15 protein-coding genes and 1 pseudogene are annotated in these 17,016 nt (G+C 32.2%); all 16 read left to right on the top strand.

The window, feature by feature from the left end; translation table 11 throughout:
- The first annotated feature begins 48 nt into the window (after nucleotides 1–48).
- Complete coding sequence (locus ACWJKE_RS13700) at nucleotides 49–759, top strand: response regulator transcription factor (RefSeq protein WP_462952656.1); 711 nt, start codon at nucleotides 49–51, stop codon at nucleotides 757–759.
- Nucleotides 737–1,840: a sensor histidine kinase gene (locus ACWJKE_RS13705; RefSeq protein ID WP_462952657.1), complete on the top strand. Its 1,104-nt coding sequence runs from the start codon at nucleotides 737–739 to the stop codon at nucleotides 1,838–1,840. The genes ACWJKE_RS13700 and ACWJKE_RS13705 overlap by 23 nt, the downstream gene beginning before the upstream one ends.
- A gap of 6 nt (nucleotides 1,841–1,846) precedes the next feature.
- Nucleotides 1,847–2,077: pseudogene (locus ACWJKE_RS13710) on the top strand (aldo/keto reductase); the annotation flags it as partial.
- An 848-nt stretch (nucleotides 2,078–2,925) separates the two neighbouring features.
- Entirely contained in the window at nucleotides 2,926–3,897 is a 972-nt protein-coding gene (locus tag ACWJKE_RS13715; protein ID WP_462952658.1) for a D-alanyl-D-alanine carboxypeptidase family protein, read from the top strand.
- Nucleotides 3,898–3,962: 65 nt separating this feature from the next.
- Nucleotides 3,963–4,202 (top strand): hypothetical protein, encoded by a 240-nt coding sequence (locus ACWJKE_RS13720; protein ID WP_462958896.1) that lies wholly within the window; start codon nucleotides 3,963–3,965, stop codon nucleotides 4,200–4,202.
- A gap of 142 nt (nucleotides 4,203–4,344) precedes the next feature.
- A complete protein-coding gene (vanW, locus tag ACWJKE_RS13725) occupies nucleotides 4,345–5,169 on the top strand; it encodes a glycopeptide resistance accessory protein VanW (protein ID WP_462958897.1) in 825 nt (274 codons plus the stop codon).
- A 4-nt stretch (nucleotides 5,170–5,173) separates the two neighbouring features.
- On the top strand, nucleotides 5,174–6,223 hold the full coding sequence (vanG, locus tag ACWJKE_RS13730) for a D-alanine--D-serine ligase VanG (protein ID WP_220286261.1): 1,050 nt from the start codon (nucleotides 5,174–5,176) through the stop codon (nucleotides 6,221–6,223).
- A complete protein-coding gene (vanT, locus tag ACWJKE_RS13735; RefSeq protein WP_220319872.1) occupies nucleotides 6,220–7,431 on the top strand; it encodes a serine racemase VanT catalytic subunit in 1,212 nt (403 codons plus the stop codon). The genes vanG and vanT overlap by 4 nt, the downstream gene beginning before the upstream one ends.
- A 346-nt stretch (nucleotides 7,432–7,777) precedes the next feature.
- Nucleotides 7,778–8,716, top strand: a complete 939-nt coding sequence (locus tag ACWJKE_RS13740) for a polysaccharide deacetylase family protein (RefSeq protein ID WP_462958898.1) — start codon at nucleotides 7,778–7,780, stop codon at nucleotides 8,714–8,716.
- Nucleotides 8,717–8,879: 163 nt separating this feature from the next.
- Nucleotides 8,880–9,404: a VanZ family protein gene (locus ACWJKE_RS13745; RefSeq protein WP_220286263.1), complete on the top strand. Its 525-nt coding sequence runs from the start codon at nucleotides 8,880–8,882 to the stop codon at nucleotides 9,402–9,404.
- 376 nt (nucleotides 9,405–9,780) lie between these two features.
- Nucleotides 9,781–10,830 (top strand): LacI family DNA-binding transcriptional regulator, encoded by a 1,050-nt coding sequence (locus ACWJKE_RS13750; protein WP_462952664.1) that lies wholly within the window; start codon nucleotides 9,781–9,783, stop codon nucleotides 10,828–10,830.
- 1 nt (nucleotide 10,831) lies between these two features.
- Nucleotides 10,832–11,482 (top strand): deoxyribose-phosphate aldolase, encoded by a 651-nt coding sequence (gene deoC, locus ACWJKE_RS13755; protein WP_462952665.1) that lies wholly within the window; start codon nucleotides 10,832–10,834, stop codon nucleotides 11,480–11,482.
- Between the two features lie 68 nt (nucleotides 11,483–11,550).
- The gene (locus ACWJKE_RS13760) at nucleotides 11,551–12,876 is read left to right on the top strand and encodes a pyrimidine-nucleoside phosphorylase (RefSeq protein ID WP_216302050.1); all 1,326 of its coding nucleotides are present in this window, start codon (nucleotides 11,551–11,553) and stop codon (nucleotides 12,874–12,876) included.
- A 337-nt stretch (nucleotides 12,877–13,213) separates the two neighbouring features.
- Nucleotides 13,214–13,903 (top strand): response regulator transcription factor, encoded by a 690-nt coding sequence (locus ACWJKE_RS13765; protein WP_216303795.1) that lies wholly within the window; start codon nucleotides 13,214–13,216, stop codon nucleotides 13,901–13,903.
- A complete protein-coding gene (locus ACWJKE_RS13770) occupies nucleotides 13,896–15,344 on the top strand; it encodes a HAMP domain-containing sensor histidine kinase (RefSeq protein WP_462952666.1) in 1,449 nt (482 codons plus the stop codon). The genes ACWJKE_RS13765 and ACWJKE_RS13770 overlap by 8 nt, the downstream gene beginning before the upstream one ends.
- Before the next feature lie 220 nt (nucleotides 15,345–15,564).
- Nucleotides 15,565–16,929: an MATE family efflux transporter gene (locus ACWJKE_RS13775; protein ID WP_220319869.1), complete on the top strand. Its 1,365-nt coding sequence runs from the start codon at nucleotides 15,565–15,567 to the stop codon at nucleotides 16,927–16,929.
- The last annotated feature ends 87 nt before the right edge of the window (nucleotides 16,930–17,016 follow it).

The raw sequence follows: 17,016 nt of genomic DNA on the forward strand, positions 1-17,016 counted from the left end.
TTATATATTGAACAAAATGCTATCTGAACAAATAAATGGAGTGATTATATGGGTAAAAATATATTAGTTGTAGATGATGATAAAGAAATAGTTAATTTAATTGAAATATATTTAACCAATGAAGGACATAATATTTACAAAGCATATGATGGGGAACAAGCTTTGCAGGTTATAGATAATTATAATATAAATCTTATAATACTAGATATAATGATGCCTAAAATTGATGGTATAGAAGTGTGTAACAAAGTTCGCGAGAAGCTTAATATACCTATAATTATGTTAAGTGCTAAAAATCAAGATTCAGATAAAATAAAAGGGCTATTGTCAGGAGCTGATGATTATATGGTAAAACCATTTAATCCTTTAGAGCTTATGGTTAGAGTTAAGTCTATATTTAGAAGAATTTACGAATTCGATAAAAATAGCAACGAATTAAAAGATAGAGATATTATAGTTATAGGACCACTTAAAATTAAAAAATCCACTCATCGGGTAGAAGTATATAATAAGATTATTGCTTTAACTTCTACAGAGTTCGAAATATTACACGTCTTAGCTAATAATCCAGGGAGAGTTTTTAGTGCAGAAGAAATATTTCAAAGGGTTTGGAAGGAAAAATATTATCAATCTAATAATACAGTTATGACTCACATGAGTAAATTAAGAGATAAGCTTGATGAGGTTTTAGATGGTGAGAAACTTATTCATACTATATGGGGAGTAGGGTATAAAATTGAAAAGAAAACTTATATATAAATTAGAGTTAAAAGTAGTTTTTAATATATTACTTGCTTTTCTATTATCAGCATTAACAATGGCAGTAATGTATATTATGTGGAAGTTTTTTTTGGAAATAGGTGTAATCTATTCACAACAAGTTTTAGATAGAATTTATAGGGCAAGGCTACATTACGATTTTATAAAGATAGCAATTGCACTATGGATAATAATTTTTATAAGTTATTCCCATTTATTGCTTTACAAGAAGATTAAGTACTTTGTAGAAGTCGATGAACATATAAAAGCTATAGCAGAGGGTAGGATAGATAAAAAGATACCAGAACAATCGAAAGCAGAGCTAGGGAAAATAGCTAAAAATATGAATGAAATAATAGAAAAATTAAATAAATCAATAGAGGAAGAGCGGAGATCCGAACAAACAAAGTATGAATTAATAACAAATGTATCTCATGATTTACGAACTCCATTAACATCAATACTAGGATATCTTGAACTCATAGATAAGGATAAATATAAAGATGAAGTTGAACTTAGATATTATGTAAATATTGCCTATGAAAAATCAAAACGATTGAATAATTTAATCAATGATTTATTTCAGTATACTATAATGAGGAATAGTACTTTAAAATTAAATAAAGAATTAATAAACGTAATTGAACTAATAAATCAAATGGTATTGGAATTTAGGCTAGAGTTTAGAAAAGTAGATATAGAGTGTAGGACATATTTTTCGGAGGATAAACTCTTAATAGTGGCTGATGCAGTTAAAATGGCTAGGGCATTTGAAAATCTAATTTCTAATGGCATGAACTATGGTAGTGGGACTGAGTATATTGACATATGTACTAGGAAAGAAAATAATAGTGCGGTTATAGAGATAATTAATTATGGTGAGCCAATACCAAGTATAGATGTACCTTTTATTTTTGAAAGGTTCTATAGAGTTGAAAAATCACGTTCAGGATTTACTGGAGGTTCAGGATTAGGTCTCGCTATAACCAAAAGTATAATAGAGCTTCATGAAGGTGAAATTTTTGTTGAAAGCAATTATGAGAGAACTGCTTTTATAATTAAATTGCCCTTGGATAGTTAATAAGGTGATAAATTCCCAGAGCTAAACAATAAAATAAACGAAATTGCAGCTACTAGAGGTGTATCAAATACAGCAATTGCAATTACTTGGATTCTAAGGCATCCTGCTAAAATCCAGCCATTAGTGGGTACAACAAACCAAAAGCGTTTAAAGGATATTTGTAAGGCCTCGCAGGTTAAACTAACAAGGATTGAGTGGTATGAGATATATAGGGCGGCGGGTAATAAGCTTCCATAAATAGCTGATATAAGAGTAATAAAGTGAATTACCTAAGGATGGTATAGGTTAATTCACATCTGTAGCTATTAATATAAAAGCATCTTAGGCTACAGGTATTTAATGAATATAACAAGTTGAAAAATATCTTCTTTATACAATTGCAGTAAGTTTATCAATTGAAATAATACAGTTAGTTTTTAGTTTAGGTTCTTGGATATTGATGATATTATATTAAATGTTTTAGGATCAATTTTAGGATTTTGGGTATATAAAATGGTAAAAAAATTTAGAAGTTACCGCAAAATTCTTAATAAAGTCAATTTATGACTTCAGAATAAATATCCAAATAAAAAGGCTACATTCCCTTTAAGATAATTTAAAGGAATGTAGCCTTTTTATTTTTTTTATGGAGCGGTTGTTTATAATATGAGAATTGGGACCAAAGCTTTGTAATAATATTTCTTAATAAATTGTAATCTTAAGAAATCTTAAGAATTAATTACAATTTTCTTAAACTCCTTTTGGTAATATTAGAAATAAGATAGTGAAGAAGGTAATGTACAAGCTTTGAAGAGTAAATATGTTTTGAACATGATAATAAACTAGGTGCAGAGATATGGAAAGGTAACATCCAGGTGAGATATATATTTTGAGGGTAAGGCGAGATATGTAAATACCATAAAATAAACAGGTTATTAAAATAGCAATCCTTTAAATGGTTAAAAGGATGAGTTTTAAAAATATTAAATTAAGGAGTTTATAATTTTACTCCTGTAAAACGTGATGAATAAATAATACATAAGAGAAGAAAAGTGCAATCTTCTGTGATTAAACAAAACCAGCACAAAATAAGGAGATGTTTTATTATGCTTAAAAAACCTAAGAAGAAAACAAAAGTAATTTTTTTGTCATTATTATTGATGGTTGTCATTGTCCTTCTCGTATATAAATCTATTACTATCGTTGGAGGCCGATCTTTACATGATAAGAGTGGCGATAATAAAACCACGCTGAGGCCCTCGGTAATGGTAGCATCTGACCCATCTAGTTCTATATCTTCAAATAATCTGAATAGTCCTCATGCGATTCTGGTCTGCTTAAATGATCACACTATCATGATGCAGAAAAAGAGTGAAGAAAAAATTAATCCTGCGTCCTTGACCAAAATAATTACCGCAATTGTTGCAATAGAAAATTTGTCAAATTTGCAGGAAAAAATAGAACTCCCTAATTCTATGTTTAAAAAGCTGTACAATGCAGATGCTTCAATGGCCGGCTTCTTACCGAATGAGCAAGTCAGTGCAATTGACCTGCTATACGGGGCGCTGCTACCAAGTGGTGGGGAGTGTTCTATTGGGCTTGCCGACAAAATTGCTGGTTCAGAGCAGAACTTTGTAAAGATGATGAACCAAAAGGCGGCAGAGCTCGGTATGAATAACACCCATTTTGACAATGTGACTGGACTTGACAATAAAAATCACTATACAACGGTTAAGGATATGACTATAATTCTTAGCTATGCACTTAAAAATGATACATTCCGTAAGATTTTCACTTCTTCCAGCTATTCAACCCAATCCACGAATAAGCACCCTGATGGGATAACATTTAACAGTACAATGTTTGAAAAACTTAACGGTTCAAATATTGGTGGCGGAAAAATTTTAGGAGGAAAAACTGGGTATACCGATAAGGCTGGTCTATGCCTCGCAAGTCTCGCTAAAGTAGGCGGGAAAGAATATATTTTGATTACAGTCGGTGCTAAGGGAAATCACAAATCTGAGCAGTACAATATTACCGATGCATTAACAGTGTACAACAGCTTAGGGAAAAAATAAGCTTCCCATAAAAACTTATTAACAACACTACTCGTATAATGATTACCTAATTTATAATATGATAAATGCAGAATACTGTATTGTTGTATTTAAATATAATTACTGTAAATTCAACTGTAGGTATGGCCCCTTCAAGTAATCCAAAGGTAAGCTTAATAGTTACTATAGAGGAACCAAACTCAATGAAATATTATGCGGGGCAGACAGCAGTACGTAAGCTATTTTCAGATTTGTTTTCAATAATGAATATATCTCCATATGATGCAAATGATAAAATCAATAAAAATGCTGCAAAAAAAAATTAAAACTATTGTTTAATTATATTGCTTAATAAATTGTAATCTTAAGAAATCTTAAGATTTAATTACAATTTTCTTAAACTAATTCTTGTAATATTAGAGAGTAAGGAAAAGATATTACAAATAAATAGATGGAAGGATAGATTATATGACACGGAAGAGAATTACACAGATATTCCCATTTTTATTGCCACTTAGAAAAATGCAAAGAAAAAATTTCTTCTACATACATATGTATTTTGATAAAAACAGCTATGCGAAAACGAAAGAAGATAATGAATTACCCTACAAGGTATTCGAAGCAGGGTCTTTGTTGATAAACGACAACAGTGGATTTGATTTACAATATCAAATTAATAAAGTATATAACCTAAAACTTGCTGCCAAAACAGTTAACAATATTTTAATACAACCTGGAGAAACCTTTTCCTTTTGGCAACTTGTCAAATCAGCCGACCGTTATGAAAATTATAAAGATGGATTAGTCTTACAGGATGGAAAAATAGTAGGGGAGTATGGTGGTGGACTTTGTCAATTAAGTAATTTAGTTTTTTGGTTGCTGATCCACACCCCACTTACAATTGTAGAGCGACATACCCACGATATTAAAATATTTTCATCAGAAGCAAGTGATATTCCCGAAGCTACGGATGCTACTGTCAGCGAGGGATGGTTGGATTTAAAGGTTAAAAATGAGACAAATTCCATATTCCAAATAAAGATTACATTCGATGACAGCTATATGCAAGGTTGTATTTTGACAAATAAAGAGCTAGATTTCACGTACGAAATATTTGATCGAGATATATCCTATTATAGAAAAGGGTGCAATGTATTTCAGCATGTATCTATTTATCAAAGAAAGTCAGATGAAAAATTACAACAGTTTTACGATAGTCTTCTTTATAACAATATATGTGAAATAGGATATCAGTTGCATGATGATATAGAAATTATAGAAAAAGGAGAATAATACAATGAAAAAGAAAACAATTGCAATCATATTTGGGGGATGTTCTAGCGAATATGAGGTTTCCTTACAATCTGCTTATTCTGTTATTATAAGCCTTAACCTGGAATATTACGATGTAATCCTAATCGGTATTACGCGGTGGGGAGTTTGGATGAGATATGATGGTTCACCGGAGCAAATTCGTGACAATACATGGATGGATATTGGGGCCTGTGTTCCGGCTATTATTTCACCTGATCGGCATATTCATGGGATGCTTGAGTTTTATGATGATAAGATAATTGCGACCAGAATTGATGTGGTTTTTCCCGTCCTTCATGGAAAAAACGGTGAGGACGGAACAGTACAAGGTTTATTGACGATGGCTGGTATCCCTTTTGTAGGATGCGACACGTTGAGCTCGGCAATGTGCATGGACAAAGACATTGCCCATAAAATCGTTCATTTGGCTGGAGTAAAAACGCCCCCATCAATTTTGCTTAGATCTAAGATTTCCGATGCAGAACTGATGGAGCGGATTGTTCCCTTAAAATTTCCAATGTTTGTTAAACCCGTAAGTGGAGGGTCCTCTCTTGGCATCACAAAGGTTTCGCAAGAGAGCGAACTTCAAGGTGCGATCGCTGTCGCCTTTCAGTATGACAATAAGATCCTCATAGAGGAAGCAATCAATGGATTCGAAGTTGGTTGCGCTGTCCTTGGCAATGATTCACTTACTATTGGAGAGGTGGATGAGATAGAACTGTCGAATGGGTTTAATGATTATATCGAAAAATACACCCCGAAAACCTCCCAAATTCATATGCCTGCCCGCATTGACGCAGATATGGCTGTGCGGATCAAGCGGACATCTGTCATAATTTATCAGGCGCTGCGATGTTCCGGATTTGCACGGGTAGACCTATTTTTAACACCGGATAGAGATATCATTTTTAATGAAGTCAATACCATTCCCGGGTTTACTTCTCATAGCCGCTATCCCAATATGCTTAAAGGAATTGGTATGACTTTTGATAAAATTGTAGATTCCCTAATAATGCTGGAGATGAGACGATGAGGACACTAACATTAGACCCTAAAGATACTGCGAACCTTAGCAGTATGATTTTAAAAAAAACGAAAAGAATGGAATTTAATTCAAAACAAACACATATGGACAGAGCGTGGATTGAAATCAATTTAACCAACTTAAAACATAATGTGAAAGCCTTAAGTGAGGTTCTTTCAGATGGATGCGAATTGATGGCTGTTGTGAAAGCCAATGCCTATGGGCACGGCGATGTGGAGGTAGCAGCCAATCTAAACCAATTGGGCGTTAAATCTTTCGCCGTTGCCACAATAGACGAGGCTATCCATTTGCGGATGCACGGAATTGAAGGCAATATACTGATTTTAGGTTATACCTCACCGAAGAGGTCTAGAGAAATGCTTTGTTACAATTTGATGCAGACGATAACCGATTATGACCACGCAAAACAGCTTAATGTGTTCGGAAAACTTATACAGGTTCACATCAAAATTGATACTGGTATGCATCGTTTGGGTGAACGCTGCAACAACACGATGGAGATTGATAAAATCCTGGGATGCGAGAATTTGAAGGTTTGTGGAATTTTCACTCATCTATGCGTCGCAGATAGCACAAAAGCAGATGATACTGAATTTACCATAAATCAATTTCATAGTTTTTATGCACTGTTGCATCGGCTTGAGAAACTTGGGCATACATTACCTAAAATTCACATTCAAAGCAGTTATGGAGTCTTGAACTATCCAGAACTCCAATGCGATTATGTCAGAATCGGAGATGCACTATACGGTGCATTAAGTTCGCCCGATAATAAAACAAGAATGCAGATAAATTTGCAACCTGTTCTGGCTTTAAAAGCGAGAATTGTACTCGTAAAAACAATTTATACAGGAGAAAGTGTCAGCTATGGCCGTCAATTTATTGCACAAAGGGAGACACGCGTTGCCATTCTTCCTATAGGTTTTGCAGATGGCCTGCCGAGAAGCCTTTCCTGTGGAGTGGGTTATGTCTTGATTCACGGCTGCTTTGCACCAACAATTGGCCGGATTTGTATGGATCAACTCATGGTTGATGTCACCGATATTCCTGATGCTCGTAAAAATGAAATTGCTACATTGATTGGTTGTGATGGCCCAGAGAAAATTACAGCACAACAATTAGCTAAAAATGCTGGGACAATTGCCAGTGAACTGCTAAGTCGTTTAGGAGGTCGGTTGAAAAGGGTAATTTTATGAATCTGCAAAAATTTACAAGTAATTACAATTGAAATTAATATAATTATTAAAAAAAAGGAATAGTATATAAATGTACGTTATAAACAAAGCAAGGATCAAAATGGCTAAGCAGTTTCAGTACACTTAGAAAATAATAATGTATGCATAACATTTATTGATCATGAAAATAATTTTACTTCTGAACCAGAATTTGAACCTATGAAATAATAGGGAAATGCTGAGAAGAAGCCCGAGCCGTTATTGATATTCTGTATGGGAATGGGAAGCTTTGGGCGGCCATTTTAATTGTCCCTGTGAGAACTAAAGCGATAAAATTCATAACTAGATTATATGAGGAGAAAAAATAATGCAAATAACACAAATGATAAGAAGAAATAGGCGAAAAAACAAAGGCCTTGTAACAATAAAGAATATTTTAATATTATCCTTAATTATTGGAAGTTTTTCTGGGGGTTATAAGGTATATAATCATTTTTATAATAAAGATGGACAAGCTAGTAGGGTAGAAATAGTTAAGGATGTTGAAGAAACTAAACCTAAAAATGAAGGTAGTACAACGGATAGAGGTCTTATCAAGGGGTCAAATGTGAACGAAAAAGGGGATAAGTATACCTATGATATTTCAAAATTAAAGGGTTTAATGAGTAATAAGAAAGATGGTAAAAAAATGGTTTTTCTTACTTTTGATGATGGGCCATCTGTCACGGTGACTTCTAAAATATTGGATGTATTAAATGAAGAAGAAGTGAAAGCAACTTTCTTTTTAATTGGGAAAAGCGTAGAAGCTGATGAAAAAAGTAAGCAGATAGTAAAAAGAGCTTTTGAAGATGGTCATGCCTTAGGAAATCATACATATAGCCACGATTTAAAAAAGATATATCCTGGGAATAAGATTGATATAGGAACCTACATGAATGAAGTTAATGAAACCAATGAGGTAATAAGAGGAATTATTGGACAAGATTTTCATACAAGAGTTCTGAGAATGCCAGGTGGATATATGTCTAGAAAACACTATAATGACCCTAATTTGGATGAGTTTAGTACTAGATTAAAGGAAAACAATATGTATGAGATTGATTGGAATGCCTATGATTTCGATTCAGAGGGGAAAAAGAAAACTGCAGATGAAATATTCGAGTTAACAAAAGCATCTATAGGAACTACTGAAAAGGTAGTCCTTTTGATGCATGATACATATGGTAAGGAAGAAACGGCTAAAGCATTACCTAGAATCATAAGGTATTTAAAAGAAAAAGGATATGAATTTAGAACATTGAAATAGGGCTAAAATTCATTTAGTAGCTAAAAAAAAGCTAAGAAAAATTATTAATCTTCCGTAGCTTTTTTAATATCTAATAGTTCGCTTATTTTAGTGTACAGAACATCATATCGATTAGCTTCCATGCACCATTAAATAAATCAATAGAGGAATAAATGGAGGTATTATGAATAAACGAGAGAGAATTAAAACAGTCTTTTTATATGGTGTTTTCATTTGTTACATACTTTTATTAAGTAAAATATTGTTGTTATCAAGAATTTCGCATTTGGAGCATAGGTCAATCAATCTCATTCCTTTTTATAGTATAATGCAATATATATCTGGCAGTTCTGCGAATATAAAAGCATTTGCTTTTGGTAATGTGGGTGGCAATATAGTTATTTTTATTCCACTTGGTACATATTTGTCATTATTCAAAAATGATAAAAGAGTAATAACCAATTTGTTGTTTATATTTATAGTGAGTTTGTTTGTTGAAATCATTCAGGGGCTTTTAGGCATTGGAGCATCAGACATTGATGATATATTTCTAAATTGTTTGGGTGGATTGATTGGTATTTTAGGGTATAAGTTTTTATTGTGTATATTACGAGATGAGAAAAAAGTACATACTGCAATCACAATACTATCTGCCATCGGATTACCTTGTATATTATATTATTTATTCATGGTGAGAATGAGATTCTGAATTTCTTTATTGCCTATTCCTTTCCATCATATTATTTAATACTGGCATGCCTGTTATATTTTTACATGCAGCATCCAAAAGGTGTATTAAGGACTATTTCATAAAGTATACTTTTTGAAATAGTCCTTAGGCGTTTGTTTTGTGTACCAAAAGTACATCTTATTTATTTCTGACATATTTCAAATGGTGACTACATGTTTTGAAAGACAAACATAGAGTTATAAAATTCATAAAAATGTCGAATAAATCCTATTGAAATTTACATAACCTTGCAGTATACTAAATGTGAAAGCGGTAACATATTTCAGAAAATTGAGTCTTAAGGGTATTTATTTAGAATTTTACAATCGTTTTCCTGAAAGTGAGGATGGCTAAAATGACAGTGACAATAAGTGATATTGCGCAAAAGTCTAAAGTATCACATGCAACAGTGTCAAGAGTGTTAAACAATTCAGGTTATGTAAAAGATGAAACAAGAAAAAAAGTTCAAAAGGTAATAAAAGATCTAAATTATACACCTAGTGCTATAGCTAGAAGCCTATCCAAAAGTAAAACTAATACTATTGGAGTTATAGTTCCTGATATAAACAATTTGTTTTTTGGGGAGATTATTAAAGGTGTAACTGAAATTGCGGATGAACATAATCTAAATATAATTCTTTGTGATACTGATGAGAATAAAGATAAGGAACTAAAAGCTATTAATGTTCTTAAGCAGCAAAGGATTCAAGGACTCCTTATAACTCCAACGTTCTACAAAGATTCAGGTAATAGTGAAAACTTAAATGCTCTTAAAAGCTTAGAAATTCCAATAATTTTAATTGATGGGCATGTTGAGTATCTTGATTTTAGTGGAGTTTTTATAGATCATATAAAAGGGGCTTATGCTGGAACAACTACTTTAATAGAAGCAGGTCACACAAAAATTGCTATAATTACAGGAAATATGAATTCTAGACCTGCAAAAGAACGATTGCTAGGATATGAAAAAGCATTAGAAGCTAATAATATTCCTGTAGCAAAGGAATATATTTTTTATGGTGACTACAAATATGAAACTGCTTATGAAATCACAAAGCAAATATTGAAAATGGATAATAGACCTACTGCTATTTTTGTAAGTAGTAATACCATGATTTTGGGATGCATAAAAGCTTTTTATGAAGAAAAAATAGATGTACCGCGTGATATGGCGATTATTGGGTTTGATAAGCTTGATATGTTAAATATAATAGGGATGGACATTAGTTTTATTAATGGGCCATCTATTGAACTTGGCAGAATTGGTATGAGAATGTTATTAGAAAATTTAAATAGTAACAAGCCTACCGAAATTAAAAGAGTAACTATTTTGCCAGAGATTCTCTTAAAAGGATCAGAAAAGTATATAGGAAATAATTTTATAAAAAATAAAGGAGAAGATTAATATGAAAATAGAACAATATATAGACCATACACTATTAAAACAAGAAGCCTGCGAGGACCAAATTATAAAAGTTTGTTCTGAAGCTAAAGAATACGGATTTGCTTCAGTATGTGCTAATGCATATTACGCATCACTTGTAAGAAAAGAATTAGAAGGAAGTAACGTAAAAACTTGTATCGTTGTTGGTTTTCCACTGGGAGCTACAACAAAAGAAGTTAAAGCATTTGAAGCAAAACAAGCAATTGAAAATGGTGCGCAGGAAATAGATATGGTAGTTAATGTTGGTGCTATAAAATCAAACAAGTTTGATGTAGTAAAAGATGAAATTAAAGCAGTAGTTGGTGCTTGTAAAGGATACGCACTAGTAAAGGTAATAATAGAAACTTGTCTTTTAACAGATGCACAAAAAGTTAGGGTATGTCAAATAGCTAAAGAAGCTGGAACGGACTTCGTAAAAACTTCAACAGGATTTTCAACAGGTGGAGCAACAATTCATGATGTAAAATTAATGAGAGAGACTGTAGGACCAGAAATGGGAGTTAAAGCGTCTGGAGCAGTAAGGACAGCTGAAGATGCAAAAGCTGTTATTGAAGCAGGCGCTAGTAGAGTAGGAGCTAGTAGTTCTATAGCAATAGTCCAGGGATTTAAATAGTCAAATTATAATTATTAAATTTGAAGACATATAAATATATTTAAAATGAATAATTAGGGGTGATTAGTATGAGAATGAATGATTTAATAATAAAAAAAAGAAATGGCAACGAACTTACTACAGAAGAAATTAATTTTTTTGTTGGTGGATATACAGATGGAACTATCCCGGATTATCAAGTTTCAGCATTGCTTATGGCTATATACTTTCAAAAAATGAATAAGAGAGAAACTAAAGATTTAACAATGGCAATGGTGAATAGTGGTGAAACTATTGATTTATCGTCTATTGAAGGTGTAAAGGTTGATAAGCATAGTACTGGTGGTGTAGGTGATACAACTACTTTAATTCTTGGGCCTATTGTTGCAGCAGCAGGCGTGCCAGTTGCTAAGATGTCAGGAAGAGGACTCGGACATACTGGTGGAACTATTGACAAGCTAGAATCTTTTGAAGGCTTCTCAGTTGCCATGTCAATTGAAAAGTTTATGCAAAATGTAAACAAAGCCAAAATTGCTATAGGTGGTCAAACTGCTGATTTAGCACCAGCAGACAAGAAAATATATGCACTTCGTGATGTTACCGGGACTGTTGATAATATGTCTTTAATTGCAGGAAGTATAATGAGTAAAAAAATAGCTTCTGGAGCAGATGCCATAGTACTCGATGTAAAAACAGGTAGTGGTGCATTTATGAAAAATGAGGATGATGCCTTTGAACTTGCAAGAGAGATGGTTGATATAGGAACTAATGTAGGTAGAAATACTATTGGTGTAATAACTGATATGGACCAACCATTAGGGTACGCAGTTGGTAATGCTTTAGAAGTAAAAGAAGCTATAGATACATTAAAAGGTGAAGGTCCAGAAGATCTTACAGAACTTTGTTTAACCTTAGGAGCACATATGCTTGTATTAGGAGGAAAAGCAACGGACGCGCAGCAGGCGAGAAAAGTGCTTGTGGATATTATAAAATCAGGAAAAGGTATCCAGAAATTAAGAGAACTTGTAGTATCACAAGGTGGAAATCCAGCTTACGTAGACGATCCATCTATATTCCCAGTGCCAGCTATTATAGAGCCCATTATATCAATCCATGAAGGCTATGTGAAAGGAATAAAAGCTGACGACATAGGAAAGGCTGCTTTAGTTTTAGGGGCTGGGCGTGAAACTAAAGAAAGCAAAATAGATTTATCAGTGGGAATTGTTCTTCATAAGAAAATCGGAGATTTTGTAAACAAGGGTGAGGCTATTGCAACTGTTTATGCAAGTAGTGTTGAAAAACAAAAATTATCTGTAAAAATGGTATTAGATGCGTATGAAATAGTACAAGAAAAAATAATAGCTAAGTCATTAATCAAAGGTATTGTTACGAAAGACGGTACGACAAGATTTTAACGACATTTCAGAAGGAAAGTCTCCCACATATATAAGTGGGAGTTACATACCCTAACAAATAGAAAACTTCAGTGGGAGTATAAATCTCCTTCTGAAGTCGTTAATATTGCAGCTCCGCAGGAGATGATTTAATAAAGTAAAGAATAGAGGGGGAATACCCTCTATTCTTTTTTCATTAGAAATTATATGATTTACATTATTTTAGCAGGCTGAGAAAGGTATATATTATGGAAAATGCATTTGAGCAAGCACCAGTAATATATACTTTTTTCTTTTTTTATTTGAGTTAAAGTGCAGTTTAGAGGTACAATGTATATAAGCTGGGGGGAGATATATGATGAATATTCTAATTGTAGAAGATGAACAGGATATTAGAGAATTGCTAGAGATTCATTTATCAAAAGAAGGATATCAAATATTCACAGCAGAAGATGGTATGCAAGCTTTAAATATATTTGAAAATAAAGATATAGATATTGCACTACTTGATGTTATGATTCCGAAAATTGATGGATTTAAGGTTTTAAAAAAGATTAGGGAAACTAGCGAAATACCGGTGATTTTTATTACTGCAAGAGAAGAAGAGTCGGATAAAATCCTTGGCCTTGGACTAGGGGCTGATGATTATGTATTAAAACCTTTTAGTCCCATTGAAATAATTGCACGAGTTAAGGCTCAGCTACGACGGTATTATAAATATTCTAATAAAACTTATAAAACTGGAATAATAATTGGAGAGTTGATGCTAGACAAGGAAAGTTGTATTATTTATAAAAACAATATAGAGATAGTTTTAAATCCAAAGGAATATAGGCTGCTTGGGTTTATTTTAGAGAATCCAGGAAAGGTATATACCAAAAAACAGTTATATGAAATAGTTTGGGGGAATACATATTATGGAGATTCTAATACTATTATGGTACATATAAGCCATATTAGAGAGAAAATTGAAGACGATCCTAAAAATCCTAAATATTTAAAAACAATAAGAGGTATAGGATATAAAATGGAGAAGAACCATGATTAATAGAAATAAATTAAAAAAGATAGCAACATATTTTAAAAGTAAGAAGATGGAAACTCAATTATTTAAAAATTACATTTTATTTTTGGTTATTATAATTGCAATATTTATGCTAGCCATGGGTGCTTTATTTTTTTACATTTCTATTGATTATGTTGATCCATCAACGGATAAGGCTACAGCACAGTATATGATAAAACAAAATTATAAGGATATTAATGTAACGAATTTTATAAAACATAAGGGATATGTTGAAGTGCTTGATAAAAACCTAGTTATTGTGATGGAAAATGGAAGTAACCATAAAGCAGGATTTAAGTACTCACTAGATTATTATAATGATATGATTACTAATAATTTAAAAGATGGTTATTTTTATTCTAGTAAATATGGAGAAAATAAAGACTTTATTTTAATAACTGCTATGCCTGACAGTATTTTTGACGCATATACCTGGGGGCTTGAACATAAAGATCAAATAGAAGAAGCCGCTAAACCTAAAAACACAAGACATATTTTTTTAAATATATTTCCCTTTATAATATTTATATTTTTAATATCTACAATGGTACTTTATTCTAAACTCACATCAAGGATTTTTGTTAAACCATTAAAAAAACTATTACAAGGGGTTAATACTATAAAAAATGGAGAATATTCAGCGAGAGTTGAAATTAATTCTTTGAATGAAATAGGTCAACTAAAAGATGCTTTTAATCTAATGGCTGAAAAAATACAGCAAGAAAAGCTACTAAAGAAAAAAGCGGAACATAACAGGAAGAGGATGATTCTTGATATATCTCATGATTTAAAAAATCCATTAACAAGTATATTGGGGTATTCAGAATTCTTATTAGAAAATGAGGATATCTCATCAGAAGATAAAAATAAGTTATTAAAAGTTATTAATAATAATAGTAGACGAGCAAATGACTTAATTCAAGATCTTTTTGAATTTTCTCGTGTTGAAAGTACGGAATATAAATTAGATATAGGAAATCATGATGTAGGCGAGTTTTTAAGAGAACTTATTGCCGGGTATGTACCAATGATGGAGCAAAAAGGTGTTCAATATGAATTTGATATTACCGAAGATGAAGTTGAAATACCGTTTGATAGAAAAAATTTAGATAGAGCTATAAGTAACATTATACTAAATAGTATTAAATACAATGGTCCAGGGATTACTATTAGTATCAAGCTGTTAATAGATGATGGCACGGCTGTAATTATTATTGAAGATGATGGAGTAGGAATATCTAAGGAATTTGAAGGAGATATTTTTGAGCCTTTTGTTAGGGTAGACGCTACAAGAAACTCTAAAAATGGTGGTACAGGACTTGGACTTGCAATATCAAAGGCAATAATTGAAAAGCATGGAGGAAGTATATATTTAGGGCGCGATATAGATAAAGGTTGCAAATTTATAATTAAATTAAATTAAATTAAAGGGGTACGGAGATAATGCATCGACGACTTCAGAAGGAGATTTATACTCCTTCTGAAGTTTTTTATTTGTTATAGTCCGTAACTCCATCTTATAGAAGAGGAGGACTTTTATTCTAAAATATCGTTAAACTAATTTGTAATATTATATACTTTTTTGTATTAATGATAGCTTTTGTGATAAGATGATATAATTATACATACGAGGAGGAGATTTTTTGGATAGCTCAAAACAATTAGGAGAGGAAAATATAGGTAAATTACTTATGAAGTTTTCAATTCCTGCCATTATAGGGATGCTAGTTAATGGTTTATATAATGTTGTAGATAGAATATTTATAGGAAGAGGAATAGGAAAACTTGCACTATCAGGAGTTACAGTTACATTTCCTATTGCTATTATGATTATGGCGTTTGCGATGCTTGTGGGAATTGGAAGTGCCGCACTTATATCTATTAAACTTGGACAACAAAAAAAAGAAGAGGCAGAACATATCTTAGGAAATGCCTTTACTCTTCTTATTATACTTTCAATTGTAGTAACTATTTTAGGGCTTATATTTTTAGAACCCCTGTTACTTAAAATTGGAGCGAGTAAAGATATATTGCCATATGCTAAGGAATACATAACAATAATACTTATAGGCGGAATATTTCAAAGTGTAGGATTTGGACTGAATAATATAATAAGGTCTGAGGGTAACCCGCGAGCAGCTATGGTTACAATGTTGATTGGGGGAGTATTAAATACAATTTTAGATCCAATTTTCATTTTTGTTTTTCATATGGGAACTAGAGGTGCAGCTATTGCAACTATTCTTTCTCAGGCTGTAAGTATGATATGGGTATTATCCTATTTCTTTGGTGGGAATAGTGTGCTAAAAATACGCTATAAAAATTTAAAATTAGATGCTAAGGTTGTAAAAAGCATTTTTGCTATAGGTATGTCGCCATTTTCAATGCAACTTGCTGCAAGTATAGTGTCTATTATTTCTAATAGAAGTTTAGTTAAATATGGTGGGGACATGGCACTCGGAGCCATGGGAGTTATTATGAGTGTGGTGATGATGGTGTTAATGCCTACTTTTGGAATTAACCAAGGGTGTCAACCAATTATCGGATACAATTATGGATCAAAAAACTATGGACGAGTAAAACATGCCCTAAGATTAGCAATAATCGCAGCTACAACTATTACTACAACTGGATTTATAATTATACAGGTATTTCCAAAACAAATTATAAGTTTGTTTAATAAAGATCCAGAACTAATAGTAATAGGTAGCCATGGCATTAGAATATACCTGTTTATGCTCCCTATAATAGGATTTCAAATAGTTAGTTCGAACTACTTCCAAGCTATAGGTAAAGCTAAAATATCCATATTTTTAGGATTAAGCAGACAAGTAATACTCCTCATACCATTACTATTTATTCTGCCAAGGTTCTTTGGATTAGATGGTGTATGGTTATCGGGACCTAGTTCAGATGCATTAGCTTCAATTATAACAGCCGTGTTTATTTTTGTAGAGATAAGACATTTAAATAAACTACATGCTGAAGGCATGGATGTAATTACATAACAGGGTACGTTAAAATAAATAACAAATATTTTCATGCGCAAAACAAAGTATATATTACGTATAATGCATTGAAATTAGTAGTTCATA

It is taken from the genome of Clostridium sp. CM036 (genome assembly GCF_055081135.1).